General features: G+C 59.6%; 22 protein-coding genes. 14 read left to right on the top strand and 8 right to left on the bottom strand.

Features of this window, described 5'->3' with window-relative positions:
- Positions 1 to 5: 5 nt before the first annotated feature.
- The 6 genes from GOW09_RS19855 to GOW09_RS19830 all read right to left on the bottom strand — a co-directional run bounded on the left by GOW09_RS19855 (position 6) and on the right by GOW09_RS19830 (position 3835).
- Positions 6 to 629, bottom strand: coding sequence for a trimeric intracellular cation channel family protein (locus GOW09_RS19855; protein WP_171120277.1), 624 nt, complete (start codon positions 627 to 629; stop codon positions 6 to 8).
- Complete coding sequence (gene rnhA / locus GOW09_RS19850; protein ID WP_152457071.1) at positions 626 to 1093, bottom strand: ribonuclease HI; 468 nt, start codon at positions 1091 to 1093, stop codon at positions 626 to 628. Before rnhA ends, GOW09_RS19855 begins: the two co-directional genes overlap by 4 nt.
- Entirely contained in the window at positions 1086 to 1673 is a 588-nt protein-coding gene (locus tag GOW09_RS19845) for a class I SAM-dependent methyltransferase (protein WP_171120275.1), read from the bottom strand. Before GOW09_RS19845 ends, rnhA begins: the two co-directional genes overlap by 8 nt.
- The gene (locus GOW09_RS19840) at positions 1670 to 2122 is read right to left on the bottom strand and encodes a DUF3429 domain-containing protein (RefSeq protein ID WP_171120273.1); all 453 of its coding nucleotides are present in this window, start codon (positions 2120 to 2122) and stop codon (positions 1670 to 1672) included. The genes GOW09_RS19845 and GOW09_RS19840 overlap by 4 nt, the downstream gene beginning before the upstream one ends.
- Positions 2119 to 3069 carry a 4-hydroxy-3-methylbut-2-enyl diphosphate reductase gene (gene ispH / locus GOW09_RS19835; protein WP_171120271.1) on the bottom strand — a complete coding sequence of 317 codons (951 nt, stop codon included), beginning with the start codon at positions 3067 to 3069 and terminating at the stop codon, positions 2119 to 2121. Before ispH ends, GOW09_RS19840 begins: the two co-directional genes overlap by 4 nt.
- Positions 3070 to 3259: 190 nt before the next feature.
- Complete coding sequence (locus GOW09_RS19830; protein ID WP_117869875.1) at positions 3260 to 3835, bottom strand: NYN domain-containing protein; 576 nt, start codon at positions 3833 to 3835, stop codon at positions 3260 to 3262.
- 141 nt (positions 3836 to 3976) lie between these two features.
- On the opposite strand from GOW09_RS19830, the gene folK reads away from it, so the two are divergent.
- From folK to GOW09_RS19775, 11 genes are all read left to right on the top strand, one after another.
- Complete coding sequence (gene folK / locus GOW09_RS19825; RefSeq protein ID WP_171120268.1) at positions 3977 to 4546, top strand: 2-amino-4-hydroxy-6-hydroxymethyldihydropteridine diphosphokinase; 570 nt, start codon at positions 3977 to 3979, stop codon at positions 4544 to 4546.
- A gap of 94 nt (positions 4547 to 4640) precedes the next feature.
- Positions 4641 to 4994 (top strand): DNA-directed RNA polymerase subunit omega, encoded by a 354-nt coding sequence (gene rpoZ / locus GOW09_RS19820; RefSeq protein WP_117869873.1) that lies wholly within the window; start codon positions 4641 to 4643, stop codon positions 4992 to 4994.
- A 26-nt stretch (positions 4995 to 5020) separates the two neighbouring features.
- Complete coding sequence (locus tag GOW09_RS19815) at positions 5021 to 7153, top strand: bifunctional (p)ppGpp synthetase/guanosine-3',5'-bis(diphosphate) 3'-pyrophosphohydrolase (protein ID WP_117869872.1); 2133 nt, start codon at positions 5021 to 5023, stop codon at positions 7151 to 7153.
- A 16-nt stretch (positions 7154 to 7169) separates the two neighbouring features.
- Complete coding sequence (locus tag GOW09_RS19810; RefSeq protein ID WP_171120266.1) at positions 7170 to 7868, top strand: DUF2062 domain-containing protein; 699 nt, start codon at positions 7170 to 7172, stop codon at positions 7866 to 7868.
- Positions 7861 to 8607 carry a pyridoxine 5'-phosphate synthase gene (locus GOW09_RS19805; protein ID WP_171120263.1) on the top strand — a complete coding sequence of 249 codons (747 nt, stop codon included), beginning with the start codon at positions 7861 to 7863 and terminating at the stop codon, positions 8605 to 8607. The genes GOW09_RS19810 and GOW09_RS19805 overlap by 8 nt, the downstream gene beginning before the upstream one ends.
- A complete protein-coding gene (locus tag GOW09_RS19800; protein ID WP_171120261.1) occupies positions 8604 to 9227 on the top strand; it encodes a LysE family translocator in 624 nt (207 codons plus the stop codon). Before GOW09_RS19805 ends, GOW09_RS19800 begins: the two co-directional genes overlap by 4 nt.
- The gene (locus tag GOW09_RS19795) at positions 9227 to 9697 is read left to right on the top strand and encodes a hypothetical protein (protein ID WP_171120259.1); all 471 of its coding nucleotides are present in this window, start codon (positions 9227 to 9229) and stop codon (positions 9695 to 9697) included. The genes GOW09_RS19800 and GOW09_RS19795 overlap by 1 nt, the downstream gene beginning before the upstream one ends.
- Before the next feature lie 4 nt (positions 9698 to 9701).
- A complete protein-coding gene (acpS, locus tag GOW09_RS19790; RefSeq protein WP_171120258.1) occupies positions 9702 to 10121 on the top strand; it encodes a holo-ACP synthase in 420 nt (139 codons plus the stop codon).
- A gap of 60 nt (positions 10122 to 10181) precedes the next feature.
- On the top strand, positions 10182 to 11021 hold the full coding sequence (lepB, locus tag GOW09_RS19785; protein ID WP_152457082.1) for a signal peptidase I: 840 nt from the start codon (positions 10182 to 10184) through the stop codon (positions 11019 to 11021).
- Positions 11018 to 11710 carry a ribonuclease III gene (gene rnc, locus GOW09_RS19780; RefSeq protein ID WP_152457083.1) on the top strand — a complete coding sequence of 231 codons (693 nt, stop codon included), beginning with the start codon at positions 11018 to 11020 and terminating at the stop codon, positions 11708 to 11710. Before lepB ends, rnc begins: the two co-directional genes overlap by 4 nt.
- A gap of 4 nt (positions 11711 to 11714) precedes the next feature.
- Positions 11715 to 12233, top strand: coding sequence for a GNAT family N-acetyltransferase (locus GOW09_RS19775; RefSeq protein ID WP_171120256.1), 519 nt, complete (start codon positions 11715 to 11717; stop codon positions 12231 to 12233).
- Between the two features lie 2 nt (positions 12234 to 12235).
- On the opposite strand, the gene GOW09_RS19770 is transcribed toward GOW09_RS19775, so the two are convergent.
- Complete coding sequence (locus GOW09_RS19770) at positions 12236 to 13618, bottom strand: multicopper oxidase family protein (protein WP_171120254.1); 1383 nt, start codon at positions 13616 to 13618, stop codon at positions 12236 to 12238.
- A 159-nt stretch (positions 13619 to 13777) separates the two neighbouring features.
- Between GOW09_RS19770 and era the strand changes: the two genes are divergently transcribed.
- The 3 genes from era (at position 13778) to GOW09_RS19755 (ending at position 15446) form a co-directional block, all read left to right on the top strand.
- Positions 13778 to 14686, top strand: a complete 909-nt coding sequence (gene era, locus GOW09_RS19765; protein ID WP_171120252.1) for a GTPase Era — start codon at positions 13778 to 13780, stop codon at positions 14684 to 14686.
- Complete coding sequence (locus tag GOW09_RS19760; protein ID WP_152457087.1) at positions 14683 to 15012, top strand: DUF1491 family protein; 330 nt, start codon at positions 14683 to 14685, stop codon at positions 15010 to 15012. Before era ends, GOW09_RS19760 begins: the two co-directional genes overlap by 4 nt.
- Before the next feature lie 110 nt (positions 15013 to 15122).
- The gene (locus GOW09_RS19755; protein ID WP_152457088.1) at positions 15123 to 15446 is read left to right on the top strand and encodes a SemiSWEET transporter; all 324 of its coding nucleotides are present in this window, start codon (positions 15123 to 15125) and stop codon (positions 15444 to 15446) included.
- Positions 15447 to 15502: 56 nt separating this feature from the next.
- On the opposite strand, the gene GOW09_RS19750 is transcribed toward GOW09_RS19755, so the two are convergent.
- Positions 15503 to 15892, bottom strand: a complete 390-nt coding sequence (locus GOW09_RS19750; RefSeq protein ID WP_152457089.1) for a VOC family protein — start codon at positions 15890 to 15892, stop codon at positions 15503 to 15505.
- Between the last annotated feature and the right edge of the window lie 252 nt (positions 15893 to 16144).

The following is a 16144-nucleotide window of genomic DNA, read 5'->3' as shown; positions in this document are numbered from 1 at the left end:
CAGGCTCAGTTGCGCGGCGGACGGCTTTTGTAGACCGGCAATTGCCAGCCAAGCATCAACGACCCGGCGCGCAACGCCCAGCACACCAAGGCGCAGAGAGCCAGAGAAAACGCAGGCTCTGCCCCCAATCTGGCAGCCAGAACTGCCGTTAGGGCACCTGTAAAGGCGCAGGACACATAAAGCTCGCCTTGTTTCAGCACCAGCGGCACTTCGTTGCAGACCACATCGCGCATCAACCCGCCCAGGCATCCGGTCGTCACACCCATCAAAACGACAATGACCCCGGACTGATCCAGCGACAACGCCGCGCCGGTTCCGGCCGCGACAGCCACTGACAGTGCAAAACTGTCCAGCCAGACCAGCCAGTTATAGCGGCTTTCCACCAGATGTGCGGTAAAGAACACCAGGACCGATGCCGCGACTGCGATCAGGATGTAATCCGGCTGCCCGACCCAAAAGATCGGGTGACGGTCCAGCAAAAGGTCTCGTACAGTGCCGCCACCTACGGCCGTCAGGCAGGCCATGAAGGCAAATCCCACCAGATCCAGCTGGGCACGGCTGGCCACCAGTGCCCCTGTCAACGCGAAGATCAGAACCGAGGCATAGTCCAGCAGCGTCAGCGCGGTCACGCCTGTGCCTTCTTCGGTTTGAACGGCGCCATTCCGGCCCGGGCCAGCTCATCAGCTTTTTCATTCTCGGGGTGGCCTGCGTGGCCCTTGACCCATTCCCATGTCACATCATGCCGTTCCTGCGCCTCATCCAGACGCTGCCAAAGATCGACATTTTTGACCGGTTTCTTGTTCGAGGTTTTCCATCCGTTGCGTTTCCAACCGAAAATCCAGCCGGTGACGCCGTTCTTCACATAGGCGCTGTCGGTGACGACGGTTATCTTCGACGGTCGCTCCAGCGCTTCAAGGGCGCTGATGGCGGCCAGCAACTCCATCCGGTTGTTGGTCGTCTCGGCTTCGCCCCCGTTCAGCTCGCGCTCTTTCAGAACGCTGTCCCCGTCCATCGCGCGCAACAGCACACCCCAGCCTCCGGGGCCGGGGTTTCCGGAACAGGCACCATCCGTATAGGCAAACAATTCAGGCATGGGCGAACACCAGAATATATCCGTCATACGATCCGGCCAGGCCTTTGCCCATGCCATGGACTGCGCGGTCAATCGTGAACCCTGCCTTGTTCAAGGCGTCCTCGATCTCGGCCTCCGTGTAATAGGAATAATAACGATCCAGGTCATCCCGGTGTTCACCAGTACCCAGCTTCATTCCCAGAAACAGCTGTCCACCGGGTTTCAGGGCCCTGTGGATCGATTGCAGATGGCGTGGGAAATCTGCGCGGGGTGCGTGCAGCAGGGAAAAGCTGGCGTAAATCCCGTTATATTCGGCTGTCTCGGTGACGTCATCGAACGTACCCAGATGTGCATCCACACCGTTTACGCGTGCATGTTCGACAAAGGCTGGCGTGGCATCCAGTGCCCGAACTTTCAGCCCCTGACGCATCAGGAACCCGCTGTCCGACCCCGGCCCGGACCCCAGATCCAGTACATAGCCTCCTGCACCGACCGCATCGGCGAAAGCCTGACGAGCCTCAAGCTGCTCGGGCGGCAGGGGGATTTTCAGATATTCGGCCACCTTGTTTGTATAGGCTTTGATCGTACGTTCATCGGTCACAGGTACACTCCGACTGCAAGGCTGGCCAATACGACTGCGGTCAGCAGGATGCGCAACTGCATCCACCAGACCGGTGTAAGGCGCCAGTAGGAAAACAGGGCATCCAGCAACAACAAGCCAACGAACCCATATATCAGATTGGTGCCCGCATTGACCGGCCCGCCACCTGTCATGGCAAAGGCCCAAAGCGCGGGCAGAACCGACAACAGATAACACAGGGCCGCTTTGCTGCCCGATGTCTTGGTGGCAAAACCCCAGAGAACACCGGACATGAAGCTGAGGATGACCGATCCATAGAACAGTTGCACATAAGGCCCCACGAAACGTGGGCCAAAGGTTTGCGCGCCCCAGGCATTCAGGTCGCTGTTCAGATAGGTCAGGGCGCCCCAGACAAACGGGATCAGTCCCGCCAGCCCCAGATAGAGAGGCGCTTTCGGCACTCCGTTCACGCCGGTTGCCTCAACACGCGGGGGACTTTGAACTCGACGTTTTCAACGGCGGTTTCGACCGGCTCGACGGTGACATCATAATGCGCGCTGAACGCTTCGATCACCTCGTTTACCAGAACCTCCGGGGCCGACGCGCCTGCGGTGACAGCCACGGTCGAGATACCCTCGAGCGCGCGCCAGTCAATCTCGGTGGCACGCTGGACCAGCTGCGCGTACTGACACCCCGCGCGCGAGGCAACCTCGACAAGGCGGCGCGAGTTCGATGAGTTCGGCGCGCCCACAACCAGCAAGGCATCCGCCTTGGGGGCCACGGCTTTCACCGCTTCCTGCCGGTTAGTGGTGGCATAACAGATATCTTCCTTGTGCGGTCCGACAATGGCCGGGAATCGGGCCTGAAGGGCGGCGATGATATCCTTGGTGTCATCGACCGAAAGGGTGGTTTGGGTGACAAAGGCCAGCTTATCCGGGTCACGCACCTGCACCGTGGCCACGTCGTCCACGGTCTCGACCAGCAGCACATCGCCCTCGGGCAGCTGCCCCATGGTGCCCACGGTTTCGGGATGGCCTTTGTGGCCGATCATGATCATCTGCAACCCCGCGTCCGCGTGGCGCTGCGCCTCGACATGCACCTTGGAAACCAGAGGACAGGTGGCGTCAACATAGATCATCTCGCGCTGGGCAGCCTCGGCGGGAACGGATTTTGGCACCCCGTGGGCGGAAAAGATCACCGGGCGGTCATCGGGGCATTCCTGCAATTCCTCGACGAAAACGGCCCCTTTGGCGCGAAGGCCGTCGACCACGAATTTGTTGTGCACGATCTCGTGGCGCACATAGACCGGTGGGCCCCATTTCTGCAAAGCCATCTCAACGATTTTGATGGCACGGTCCACACCGGCGCAGAACCCGCGTGGGGCGGCAAGGTAAAGTGTCAGTGGCGGCTTTTTCATCAGGCTGTCTCCTTGTGGCACAGGTAAGTCTTTTCCCGGCCTTGGTCCAGACAGGACATCGTCATTCATCTGACACGAATCGTTGCTAATCGGGTGATGTTTAAGCACCTGTACCTTGTTAAAGAAGCGCGGCCAGGACCGATGTCCTGACCGCGCGATTTTTCCCCATCATGACAGGCCTATCGTCTTGTCAGCTGTTGCTGGCAACAGCGACGCTGCGATGCTCCGTCGGCATTTCACGCGGCGGGCGACCGATGACATCGCGCAAATCCTCCAGTTCGATGAAATTGTCGGCCTGGCGGCGCAGTTCATCCGAGATCATCGGCGGTTGGCTGCGAATGGTCGACACCACCGATACGCGCACGCCCTGCCGTTGCAGGCTGGCGATCAACGGGCGGAAATCCCCATCACCCGAGAACAGCACGATATGATCGACGCGCGGCGCCAGTTCCATGGCATCGACGGTAAGTTCGATATCCATATTTCCTTTGACTTTCCGACGCCCCATGCTGTCGGTGTATTCCTTGGCCGGTTTCGTGACCATGGTGAAGCCGTTGTAATGCAGCCAGTCAACCAATGGACGGATCGGCGAATACTCGTCGTTTTCCAGCAGCGCTGTATAGTAGAAGGCCCGAAGAAGCTTGCCGCGGCGCATGAATTCCTGCCGCAGAAGTTTGTAGTCAATGTCGAAACCGAGTGCTTTTGCCGCGGCATAAAGATTCGAGCCGTCGATGAACAGCGCTAGCCGTTCGTCTTTATAAAACATAAATGTTCCCTTCCGGTATAATCCAGTGCGTGCCGCGTTACGTGAGTGAGTGAGTGATAAAATGACGCGCTCTGGTACGCCTATAGTTAGAACTTCTGTCGATTATCGCAAGTATGCAATGGGTCGAATGTAGGGTATCACATGAGCAAATCCATGCCAAATGCCGTTGTTGCGCTGGGCGCAAATCTCGATTTGAGAGGAAATGGTCCCGCTGTAACACTTCAGAACGCGCTTGACGCGTTATCGCGTCACGATGTGGTGATTCGCTCCGTCAGTCGTTTTTTTGCAACGCCGTGCTTTCCCGCCGGGGCCGGCCCGGACTATGTGAATGCCGCGGCGCTGATTGCAACCGAGAGGTCTCCTTCGCAGCTGTTGCAGGTGCTGCACGAGGTGGAGCAGGAATTCGGGCGCGAACGGGTGCAGCGCTGGGGGATGCGGACGCTGGATCTGGATCTGGTCTGTTTCGAAGATCAGGTCCTGCCGGATCGCGCCACGTTTGATCGCTGGCTGACCCTGCCGACCGACGCGCAAAGGCAAGAGGCACCGGATCAGTTGATCTTGCCGCATCCGCGCCTTCAGGATCGCGCCTTTGTCCTCGTGCCGATGGCCGATATCGTGCCCGACTGGCGCCATCCGGTTCTGGGTCGCACGGTCTGCGAGATGATCCAGACCCTTCCCGCGGCAGAGGTTGCGGCGGTCACGGCGTTGTGATCCGTGCAAATGCAGCATTTCCTGCTTGTCAAGGCGCGGATTCGCGCTTAGATAAACCCCTTCCTGACATGGATTCAGAAACGGAGAGCGCCCAATGGCCCGCGTGACGGTTGAAGATTGCGTAGACAAGGTTCCAAACCGGTTCGAGCTGGTGATGCTCGCCGCCCATCGGGCGCGTGAGATTTCCGCCGGTGCAGCGATTACCGTTGACCGCGACAACGACAAAAACCCTGTCGTGTCTCTGCGTGAGATCGCCGACGAAACCCAAAGCGCGGACGAACTGCGCGAGCGCCTGATCGAGGCCAACCAGACCCAGATCGAGGTTGACGAGCCCGAAGAAGATCAGATGGCGCTGCTGATGGGTGCCGAAACGGACAAACCCGCCATGGACGACATGTCGGAAGAGAAGCTCCTGCGCGCTCTGATGGAGGCTCAAGGGCAGGGGTAAGCCCTGAAGACGAAGGTGCGGACCGGATGATTTCTGCTGACGATCTGATTGCGCTGGTCCGCAACTACAATCCCAAGACGAATGCTGACCGCATTGCGCTGGCCTATGAATTTGGCCAGCAGATGCACGAGGGGCAGTTCCGCCATTCCGGCGAGCCCTATTTCACCCATCCCGTTGCCGTTGCCGCCATCCTGACAGAACAGCGTCTGGATGATGCGACCATCATCACGGCGCTGCTTCACGACACGATCGAAGACACCAAGGCCAACTATGGCAAGGTGGCTGAACTTTTCGGGGATGAAGTCGCCAAACTGGTCGACGGCGTCACCAAGCTGACCAATCTGCAACTGTCCAGCCGCGAGACCAAGCAGGCCGAGAACTTCCGCAAGCTGTTCATGGCCATGTCCAAGGACCTGCGCGTGATTCTGGTCAAGCTGGCCGACCGTTTGCACAACATGCGCACGATCAAGGCGATGCGTCCCGAAAAACAGATCGTCAAGGCCCGCGAGACGATGGATATCTACGCACCGCTTGCGGGCCGGATGGGTATGCAGTGGATGCGTGAAGAACTTGAAGACCTGGCTTTCCGTGTCCTCAACCCTGAAGGCCGCCAGTCGATCATCCGTCGCTTTATCACCCTGCAACGCGAAACCGGCGACGTGATCCATCGCATCACCGGCGACATGCGGCACGAGTTGGAAAAGGCCGGGATCGAGGCCGAGGTGTTCGGCCGCGCCAAGAAACCCTATTCGATCTGGCGCAAGATGCAGGAAAAGGATCAGGGCTTCTCGCGCCTGTCAGACATCTATGGGTTCCGCATCATCACCCAGACCGAGGAAGACTGCTATCGAACTCTGGGTGCCATCCACCAGCGCTGGCGCGCGGTGCCGGGGCGCTTCAAGGACTATATCAGCCAGCCCAAATCGAACGGTTACCGCTCGATCCACACCACGGTGTCGGGCCGGGACGGTAAACGGGTCGAGGTCCAGATCCGCACCCGCCAGATGCACGACGTGGCCGAAACCGGGGTTGCGGCGCATTGGTCCTATCGCGACGGTGTGCGCACCGAGAACCCGTTCGCCGTCGACCCGGCCAAATGGATTTCCAATCTGACCGAGCAGTTCGACAACGAGGAAGATCACGAAGACTTCCTCGAGGCCGTCAAGCTCGAGATGTATTCGGACCAGGTGTTCTGTTTCACCCCCAAGGGCGACGTGGTGAAGCTGCCGCGTGGCGCGACGCCGATCGATTTTGCCTATGCCATTCACACCCGGATCGGTCATGCCTGTGTCGGGGCCAAGGTTGATGGTATCCGCGTTCCGCTCTGGACGCGGCTCAAAAATGGCCAGTCCGTGGACATCATCACCGCCGATGGTCAGACGCCACAGGTCACGTGGCTGGAGATTGCAGTCACCGGCAAGGCCCGTACCGCCATTCGCCGCGCCCTGCGCGAGGTGGATCGGGAACGATTCATCAAGCTGGGCAAAGAACTGGCCCGTTCCGGGTTCGAGCATGTGGGCCGCAAGGCGACCGACAAAGCACTCGATACCGCGGCAAAACACCTGCGCCTGAAAGATCGGCACGAGCTGCTGGCCCGCCTCGGCAGCGCCGAACTGACTGCGCACGAGGTGGTTCAGGCCGTCTATCCCGAACTTGCCAAGGACGACGGCGACGCCATCCCGCTGCGCCGTGCGGTGATTGGCCTGGAGCCGGGGCAGAAGTTCGACCGGGCCCCCTGCTGTCAGCCGCTGCCGGGGGAACGTATCGTCGGTATCACCTATCGGGGCAAGGGCGTGGTCGTGCATGCCATCGATTGCGATCGGCTCAGCGAGTTCGAAGGCGAACCTGACCGGTGGGTCGATCTGCACTGGCATTCGGGCACGCACCCGGCCGTCTATGGCGCGACGCTGGATCTGACCATTGGCAACGATGCCGGGGTTCTGGGGCGTATTTGCACATTGATCGGCGAGAAAAAGGCCAATATCTCGAACCTCGAGTTTGTTGACCGCAAACCGGATTTTTACCGCCTTCTGATCAATGTCGAACTGCGCGACCTTGAACAGCTTCATTCACTCATGCTGATGCTGGAGGCGGAAAGCGATGTTGCTGCGGTCGAACGGTATCGGGATCAGGTCAAAACTTCGGTTGCGGCTGGCTGAGAAGGGGTGATCACGGGTGGTATTCAAGCGCCGAGACCGACGCTCTCCAGTCCAGATCGCATCGGATTTCGTCTATCCGCGTGGCGGATGGACCCGCGCCTTCCATTACGTGAAACACCGCGTCCGGCGCTTGCCGGATACCCCTGACCGGATCGCGCGCGGCATCGGGGCAGGGGTGTTTGCCGCCTTTACGCCGTTTTACGGGTTGCATTTTCTTGTCGCCGCCATCGGTGCCCGGCTGATCAAGGGAAACATTCTGGCCGCGCTCAGCGGCACGTTTTTCGGCAACCCGCTCACTTATGTTCCGATCGGGGTGATCTGCCTTCAGACCGGGCATTTCCTGCTGGGCACCGAATACGAAGAAGGCGACACACAAGGGCTGATGGGCAAATTCGCCAGCGCCATGGGGGATCTCAAGAACAATTTTCTGGCGTTGTTTACGGATCGCGTGGCCGACTGGCACGGGCTGTCGCAGTTCTACGATGACGTCTTCTATCCCTACATGATCGGTGGGATCATTCCGGGCGTCGTTGCGGGGGTGATCTGCTATTACCTCAGCCTGCCGCTGATCTTGACGTATCAGCAGCGCCGCCGCGCCAAGATCAAGGCGAAGTTCGAGGAAATCAAGCGTTTGGCCGAAGATTCGGCTGCCGTTTCTTCGGCAGAGCCTCTAGGCTCGGGCAAGAACATGCAAAAGGAATCGAGTGATGTCTGAGAACCATCTGCGTCTGGGTGTGAACATCGATCACGTGGCCACCGTGCGCAATGCGCGGGGTGGGGATTATCCAGATCCGCTGCGCGCTGCCAAACTGGCGGAAGAAGCGGGGGCGGATGGCATCACCGCGCACCTGCGCGAAGATCGGCGCCATATATCGGACGTCGATATCGACGGGCTGATGGAGGTTCTTTCGGTGCCGCTGAATTTTGAGATGGCCGCAACGCCCGAGATGCAGAAGATCGCCCTGCGCCACAAGCCTCACGCGGTCTGCATCGTGCCCGAAAAGCGCGAAGAGCGCACCACCGAAGGCGGGCTTGAAGTCGCGCGCGAGGAAAACAAGCTGGCGCATTTCATCGCGCCTCTGCGTGAGGCCGGCTGCCGCGTGTCGATCTTCATTGCCGCCGATCAGCGTCAGATCGAAGCCGCCCACCGCATCGGTGCCGAAGTGATCGAGCTGCACACCGGCGCCTATTGCGACGCCCATGCTGAAGGTCGCATGGAAGATGCCGAACGCGAGCTTGAGTCGCTGCGCCAGATGTCCACCTTCGCCCATTCGCTGGGGCTCGAGGTTCATGCGGGCCATGGCCTGACCTATGACACCGTAAAACCGGTTGCCGCCTTCCCAGAAGTCAAAGAGCTGAATATCGGTCATTTCCTGATTGGCGAGGCGATTTTTCTGGGCCTGACCCCGGCCATTCAGGAAATGCGTCGCCTGATGGACGAGGCGCGCGCGTGATCACGCCCGGCTTTGTTGCCATCTGGCTGGCCTGGCTGATGGCTGGCGGCTCTCCGGGTCCTGCCACGATGGGCATTGCCGGAACCGCCATGAACGAAGGCCGCCGCGCCGGTCTGGTCTTTGCGCTGGGCATCTGTGCCGGGTCCGCCGCCTGGGGCATTGCCGCAGCACTTGGCTTGTCGGCGATCATGCTGGCCAATGTCTGGGTATTCGAGGTGATCCGATATGTCGGCGTGGCCTATCTGGGTTGGCTGGCCCTCAAGGCCCTGCGCCGCGCGATGACCGCGGATGAGGTCGCTTTGGGCAAACCGGTCACAGGTTCGCTGCCGACGATCTTCGCCAAAGGTGCCGCCATCCACCTGACGAACCCCAAGGCGATCCTCAGCTGGGGCTCGATCTATGCCATCGTCGCGCCCAATGATGCCAGCCTGTCGACGCTGCTGGGTTATTTCGCCATGCTCTATGCCGGATCGTTGATGATCTTTATCGGCTATGCGTTTCTGTTTTCATCCGAGCGCATGGTCCGAACCTACCGCCGCGCCCGCCGCTGGTTCGATTTCGCCTTTGCGGGGTTCTTCGGGGTGGCGAGTTACAAGATTTTGACGGTGCGGTTGGGGTGATGAAACTTTGGACACCCGAACAGAAAACCTTGTTGTTTAACCGGGTTGGATACGTGGCGTTGTTCATGATTTTTCTTGTGTCGTCGGGAGGCTCAGGCTTTGCCGAAGAAAAATTGGGCCTGAAAGGTTTTTTTTTCTTTCCGCTCGATGCCTTGGTATTCCCAGTTATTTTGGCGTCGTTGGTCCAAACTCTTCTATGGTCTAAGCGGCTTACTCAAGCGAATCCAAACGCTACGCTATGGTACAACGCCACTTACATGGTTGGTCTGTCATTGTCGGTTTTATGGGCTGCTCAAATCTCAGTATTGGTTTACGGTTTTGGGCATTGGCATAGAATTGACTTCTGGGACCTGATCCTGAGAAACGTCTTTTTACTTTTCTGGGCAGGGGTTGCCACAGCTATTTGTCGTGCTGTGTTGGGGCAAGCTATGCAAACAAAGCAAACGCTTTTTGGCGAAAAAAGAAACTGAGAAAATGATCCTCGGCATCGGCACAGACCTCGCAAACATCGACCGCATCCAGGGCACGCTCGACCGGTTCGGCGACCGCTTCCGCAATCGTGTCTTCACCGACACCGAACAGCGCAAAGCCGAACGCCGCGCCGATACGGCCGGAACCTATGCCAAGCGCTGGGCCGCGAAAGAGGCGTGTTCCAAGGCGCTGGGCACCGGTCTGCGCATGGGCATCGCGTGGAAGGACATGGCCGTCACCAATCTGCGCACCGGCCAACCGGTGATGCACGTGACCGGCTGGGCCGCCGAGCGCCTCAAGGAAATGACCCCCGACGGGCACGAGGCGATCATCCACGTCACCCTGACCGATGATCACCCCTGGGCGCAGGCTTTTGTGGTGATCGAGGCGCGTCCGGTTCAAGATCAGGCCGCGCAGCCTTGACTTGCCCCCATCCCCCCCGCATGTAGCAGCGAAGCCAAGCAAAGAACTGGAGCGAGCAGAATGGCCGAGGACGCCAAAACCGGAAATCCCGTCTGGGAGACGATCAAGACCATCGTCTACGCGCTGCTGATTGCCGGCGTGTTCCGCACCCTCTTCTTTCAACCGTTCTGGATCCCCTCGGGCTCGATGAAGCAGACGCTGCTGATCGGCGATTTCCTCTTCGTCAACAAGATGGCCTATGGCTATTCCTACGCATCCTGCCCCAGCCTGATCATCCCCAGCGTCGGCCTGAACGTGGATGCCGAAGATATCTGTGGCTGGATGCAGGGCGAAGACAATACCCGTATCTGGGGCGGTGATCCCGAACGTGGCGATGTCATCGTCTTTCGCCATCCCGTCACCGGACGTGATTATATCAAGCGCCTGATTGGGTTGCCGGGTGACCGGATCCAGGTCCGCAACGGCCAGATCATCCTCAATGGCACTCCGGTTCCTCAGCAGCCCGACGGCGTGTTTACTGAAATTGCCGAACCGCAAGGCCCGCAGCGCCTGCGCCCCCGCTGTGAAAACGGCCCTGTTGGAATCGGCGGTACCTGTGAAAAGTCGCGCCTGATCGAAACCCTGCCCAACGGTGTGTCCTATGACGTGCTGAACATTGGCAACCAGGCATCGGACAATACCGGCATCTATACCGTGCCCGAGGGCCATTATTTCTTCATGGGTGACAACCGTGACAATTCCAGCGACAGCCGTCTGCCGCAATCTGCCGGTGGTGTCGGATACGTGCCTTACGAAAACCTGATCGGTCGTGCCGACCGGATCATGTTCTCGTCCGCAGGTCGTTCGATGCTGTTCTTCTGGACATGGCGCAGTGATCGGTTCTTCAAGGCGGTCAATTGAAGCTCTCGGCTGAAATAAAGGCGTTCCAGCGGCGATTGGGGTATGAGTTCAAAAACCCCGAACTGCTGGTGCGCGCGCTGACCCATGGCTCGGTGTCTTCGTCCACCCGACCCGACAATCAGCGGCTGGAGTTTCTGGGAGACCGCGTTCTGGGCCTGGTCATGGCCACTGCGCTGCTTGAAGCCGACAAAAAGGCGTCCGAGGGTCAGTTGGCCCCACGGTTCAATGCACTGGTCCGCAAAGAGGCTTGCGCTGATGTAGCCCGTCAGATTGATCTGGGCGCGGTGTTGAAACTCGGCCGGTCCGAGATGCTGTCCGGTGGCCGTCGCAAGCAAGCGCTGCTGGGCGACGCGATGGAGGCCGTGATCGCCGCCATCTATCGGGATGCGGGGTTCGAGGCTGCCCGCGATGTCATCCTGGCGCTTTGGGGGGACCGCATCCACAAGGTCGAGGCAGATGCGCGTGACGCCAAGACCTCTTTGCAGGAATGGGCGCAGGCGCGTGGGCAAAAGCCGCCCTCATACGTCGAGGTTAAACGCAGTGGCCCAGACCACGCCCCGATCTTCACCATTGCGGCCCGCCTTCAGGACGGCACCGAGGCGCAAGCCACTGCAGGATCCAAACGTCAGGCCGAACAGGCCGCGGCGAAAGCTTTGCTGGAACAGCTCAGCCCGGCCGGGTCTTCCTAGGTACATGCGGCTCAGACCAGCCCGGAAATCGGACGCCGCCAGCCTGGCGGCGCTGTCGATCGAAGTCTGGATCAGCACCTACCTGCGCCATGGCGTGAGCGCCTTCTTCGCCGAGTTTGCACTGTCCGAGTTCACCGCTGCACGGTTCGAAGCGCTGCTTGAAGAAGGCAAGGACCTTCTGATTGTTTCGGAAAACCGCGATGGCATAGATGGGTACATTCGGTTGGCAGAGGGTCGTCCTGCCCCGATCGACGGGCTGTCCGATCTTGAGATCGTGACCTTTTACGTGCAGCCGCGTCACCACGGAAAGGGCATCGGGTCAGCTTTGTTGCAGGTGGCCATCGACCATTGCCGCAACAAAGGCCGCACCGAAATTTGGCTGACGACCAATTCCGAAAACGCTCCGGCCATCGATTTCTACCTGTCCAAAGGTTTCCGTCAAGTTGGCGTCACGGATTTCCATATCGCGGACCAAGCCTATCCGAACTACGTTCTGGCGTTGAACATGGCACCGCTGGACTAGCGTCAAATCACCCGGATGAACCCGGTCAGCCCGGTTTTCTGGTGTTCGATCACGTGGCAATGAAACGCCCAGTCGCCGGGATTGTCCGCGACCAGCGCGATGTCGACGGTCTCGTCTTTGAACAAAAGCATGGTATCGGACAGCAACGGTGGCAGTTTGCGCAGGTTCGACGTCAGCGGAACGAAGGCCAGCCCGTGCAGGTGGATCGGGTGTAGATTGGGCGATTCATTGCGCAGTCGCAGAACATAGCTCTTGCCCCGTTGCAGAACGGCCAGCGGTCCGGTTCCCTGCGCCGCATCGCCCGGCCAGGGCGTGCGGTTGATCGACCAGAAACTATAGCCCAAAGACCCGCAGAACCCGTCATTCGGGGCGCCGCCTTCCGGGGTCCAGCCGAACACGAACTCATGCAACTCGGCCTGATCAAGATCAGGGCGCGGGACAGGGTTTGCCTGCAATGGGCGCAGCTCTCGCAGATCACGCGCGATGGAGTGTCCCGTGGCCCGCAACCGGACCATGGCACGGTGCTTCTGTCCGGGAAACTTTGCCAACAGCAGGGCTGATTGCCCTTCGTCGTCCGGCATCCGAACGGCCAAATCCACCCGTTGACCCGGGGCCAGCAAGAGCGGCTGGGCTGCTGTGGGCCGTGTCACGTCTGTTTCTACCGGATGTCCGTCCCATGCGATGATACGGGTCTGGGCCCCTTCGGGATGCAAGTTGTAGATGCGGGTCGTGTCCGTGTTGACCACCCGTATGCGCACCAGGCTGCCTGCGGCGTGGTCATATACTGCCTCGCTCTGCCAATTGGCGGTCTGCACGTTGCCGAACGTGCCGGCCCGCGCCGCGCCGCGGGCGGTATAGGCCGGCAGAAACGCGTCGTCTTCGTCCAGCCGGAAATCCCGCAGATTGATCACCTGTTCGCTGTCGAATCCCGGGTCTTCCGGTTCGGCAATCACCATCACACCGGTCAGCCCTCGGGCCATCTGGTCCATCGTCATGCAATGCGGATGATACCAATACGTGCCCGCATCCGGCGGCGTGAGTTCATAGGTAAAGCTCTCGTTCTCGCCGATGGGCATCTGGGTCAGATAGGGCACACCGTCCATTTCGTTGCGGATGCGCAGCCCGTGCCAATGCATCGCAGTATAATCGGGCAGGGTATTGCGCACCGTCAGGCGCAATGTTTCGCCCTGGCGCCCGTAAAGAACCGGCGGCGGCGCATCCGGTGACAGGCTGACCATCCCCGTGGTCCGCTGACCGCGCAACCGATAGCTGGCAGGTTGTACCACCAGTTCCTGAACGGGATCGCTGGCCGCCAGAGACAACCCTCCCAAACCCAGAGCACCGGCGGCGGCGCTGCTTCCAAGAAGAAACTCGCGACGTTTCATGAGAACCTCACTGAACGGATCTGATGCCGGGCTGGGATTGGCTGGGCGTCCGCGTCCATCTGACACCTCAAACGCAAGGCTGCAATGCGACAAATCCCTCTGGTCCGCCGGACCTTTCTGCTATAGGGGTGCGCACCTGCAAACAGGATCGCCAGACTCATGACCACACGCGCCGGATTTATTGCCCTGATCGGAGAGCCCAATGCGGGCAAGTCCACCCTGCTGAACCGCATGGTCGGGGCCAAGGTTTCGATCGTGACGCATAAGGTGCAGACCACCCGCGCGCGTATCCGTGGCGTGGCGATGGAGGGCGACGCGCAGCTGGTTTTCGTCGACACGCCGGGGCTGTTCAAACCCCGCCGCCGCCTGGATCGCGCCATGGTCGCCGCCGCATGGGGCGGGGCCGCAGATGCGGACGTCGTTGTGCTTATGGTCGAGGCGCATCGCGGTATCACCGAAGGGGTCGAGCGCATCCTCGAAGGTCTGGAAGAAATCGGACAGGGCCGCACCATCGCGTTGGCCATCAACAAGATCGACAAGGTGCCGTCCGAGAAGCTGCTGGCGCTGACCAGTGACCTGAACGCACGTTACCCGTTTGCCGAAACCTTCATGATCTCTGCTGAAAAGGGCCACGGCGTCGAGGACCTGCGCAAATGGCTGGCCTCTGAATTGCCTGAAGGTCCCTGGCTCTATCCCGAAGACCAGATCGCCGATCTGCCTCTGCGCATGATCGCCGCCGAAATGACGCGCGAGAAGCTGACCCTGCGCCTGCATCAGGAATTGCCCTATCAACTGACCGTCGAGACCGAAAACTGGGAAGAGCGCAAAGACGGCTCTGCCAAGATCGATCAGGTCATCTATGTCATGCGTGACGGCCACAAAGGCATCGTGCTGGGCAAAAAGGGTGAGACGATCAAAGCCGTCAGCCAGGCCGCGCGCGCCGAGTTGGAAGAGTTCCTCGACCGCAGGATCCACCTGTTCCTGCAAGTGAAGGTCCGGCCCAATTGGCTGGAAGAATCCGAGCGGTATTCGGAAATGGGGCTGGATTTCAAAGACGGAAACGCATGACGCGGCTGACGGCGGAATTCTGGGTTCACGCCTATCTGGCGCGGCTGCGATTTCAGGATATCCCGGCCTATGTGGTCGCCCATGGCGATGACACCGCAGGCGCAGTTCTGGTCAAGCTGAACACACTGGACGGGCAGGCCGTTGCCTTCCAACGCAGCTTTGATCTGATGAGTGGCGAACGGAAATGGGTCGAACTCTCGTCCGGTCTTGAAGGTGACGTGGACCAAGCCATCCAGCGCCAACGCAGCTTTGACCCCGACCTCTGGGTGATCGAGGTCGAAGACCGGCAGGGGCGGCACCTGCTGGGCGAAGAAGGGCTGGAGTGACCAGTACTGAAGGGTCTTTGACGCAGAGACCAAAATGACTATTTTACCCCGGCAATTACACTGGCAGGGCTGGCTTGCCCTGTGGACAGGCGCAACCAAGAGGTGCTTTCGTGGCTGAAACGCTTGCTGAGAAACTGGAAAAATCGGAACTCGGCCACTGGATGCAGCGGTTCGAAAGCTTCATGGTCTTTGTCGGGGTTGTTGGTCCTTTTGCCACGCTTCCGCAACTGGTCAAGCTCTACTTTACCCATTCAGAACACGCTACTGGTCAGTCGCTTCTGTCCTGGTCGCTTTATGCCGGGCTGTCCTTCCTGTGGTTTGCATATGGTCTGGTGGTGGGCAAGTTGCCCATCTATGTGGGCAACGGTATCTCGATGGTGCTGAACCTGCTGATGGTCATAGGAATTCTGGTTCATGCGGGTGTGACGTTCTGAACTTCACGCTGGCTTGGGTCTTTCTTGTTTGCGGTCGCAGACGATGCGTGGGGCCATCAATCCGCGTCGCCAAAATAGACAAAGCTCATTTTGTTCCCGTCAGGGTCGCGTGCGTAGGCACCAAAAAAGTTTGGGCCATATTGGGGGCGGTCCCCCGGATCACCTTCGTTTGTTCCGCCATTTGCAAGCGCGGCCGCGTGCGCATCACGCACTTCTTCTGTGCTTTGGCACAGCAGGCCAACCATGTTTCCGTTGCCGATTGTCGCGTCTTTTTTGTCGAACGGTGTCGCGACCCATATGCATCCGCCGCCGCGCAGCTCATAGCATACAGCATGCGGCATATACTCGGCGACGACCTTTCCGCCGATCCGGGGCATAACCGCGTCGTAATAGCTGCGTGCCTTGGCAACGTCGTTGGAACCGATCATGACGTAATTAAGAGACATTTTGGGAATCCCGCTTTAGAACATAAGAAGAACATTATGGCCTGAACGGGATTAAAGCAACGCATTCTTTTGCCCGCAGTTGGCGACACCCCGGACGACAGACGGGGTTTCCATCGGCCAAGCGGCAGCAGGCGCGTGCTGGCGGGGCACATTGGTGATCTGAAGAATGGCGGCGGGTTCATGTTGAGGCACAACGGAATCCACCGTGGTCAGGTCTGGTCGCTATATCGTGCCGGACCGTTGCAATGAAAA

Source organism: Ruegeria sp. HKCCA5463, from assembly GCF_013034175.1.
Lineage (GTDB): Bacteria > Pseudomonadota > Alphaproteobacteria > Rhodobacterales > Rhodobacteraceae > Ruegeria.
Note: the sequence above shows the minus strand (reverse complement) of the source record. Positions and strands in the feature narration are given on the sequence as shown.

What these genes read in the sequence shown, in the direction of transcription:
- rnhA (WP_152457071.1), bottom strand. Translation starts at nt 1,093, where the DNA reads ATGCCTGAATTGTTTGCCTATACGGATGGTGCCTGTTCCGGAAACCCC.
- ispH (WP_171120271.1), bottom strand. Translation starts at nt 3,069, where the DNA reads ATGAAAAAGCCGCCACTGACACTTTACCTTGCCGCCCCACGCGGGTTC.
- GOW09_RS19830 (WP_117869875.1), bottom strand. Translation starts at nt 3,835, where the DNA reads ATGTTTTATAAAGACGAACGGCTAGCGCTGTTCATCGACGGCTCGAAT.
- folK (WP_171120268.1), top strand. Translation starts at nt 3,977, where the DNA reads ATGAGCAAATCCATGCCAAATGCCGTTGTTGCGCTGGGCGCAAATCTC.
- rpoZ (WP_117869873.1), top strand. Translation starts at nt 4,641, where the DNA reads ATGGCCCGCGTGACGGTTGAAGATTGCGTAGACAAGGTTCCAAACCGG.
- GOW09_RS19815 (WP_117869872.1), top strand. Translation starts at nt 5,021, where the DNA reads ATGATTTCTGCTGACGATCTGATTGCGCTGGTCCGCAACTACAATCCC.
- GOW09_RS19805 (WP_171120263.1), top strand. Translation starts at nt 7,861, where the DNA reads ATGTCTGAGAACCATCTGCGTCTGGGTGTGAACATCGATCACGTGGCC.
- GOW09_RS19795 (WP_171120259.1), top strand. Translation starts at nt 9,227, where the DNA reads ATGAAACTTTGGACACCCGAACAGAAAACCTTGTTGTTTAACCGGGTT.
- acpS (WP_171120258.1), top strand. Translation starts at nt 9,702, where the DNA reads ATGATCCTCGGCATCGGCACAGACCTCGCAAACATCGACCGCATCCAG.
- lepB (WP_152457082.1), top strand. Translation starts at nt 10,182, where the DNA reads ATGGCCGAGGACGCCAAAACCGGAAATCCCGTCTGGGAGACGATCAAG.
- GOW09_RS19775 (WP_171120256.1), top strand. Translation starts at nt 11,715, where the DNA reads ATGCGGCTCAGACCAGCCCGGAAATCGGACGCCGCCAGCCTGGCGGCG.
- GOW09_RS19770 (WP_171120254.1), bottom strand. Translation starts at nt 13,618, where the DNA reads ATGAAACGTCGCGAGTTTCTTCTTGGAAGCAGCGCCGCCGCCGGTGCT.
- era (WP_171120252.1), top strand. Translation starts at nt 13,778, where the DNA reads ATGACCACACGCGCCGGATTTATTGCCCTGATCGGAGAGCCCAATGCG.
- GOW09_RS19760 (WP_152457087.1), top strand. Translation starts at nt 14,683, where the DNA reads ATGACGCGGCTGACGGCGGAATTCTGGGTTCACGCCTATCTGGCGCGG.
- GOW09_RS19750 (WP_152457089.1), bottom strand. Translation starts at nt 15,892, where the DNA reads ATGTCTCTTAATTACGTCATGATCGGTTCCAACGACGTTGCCAAGGCA.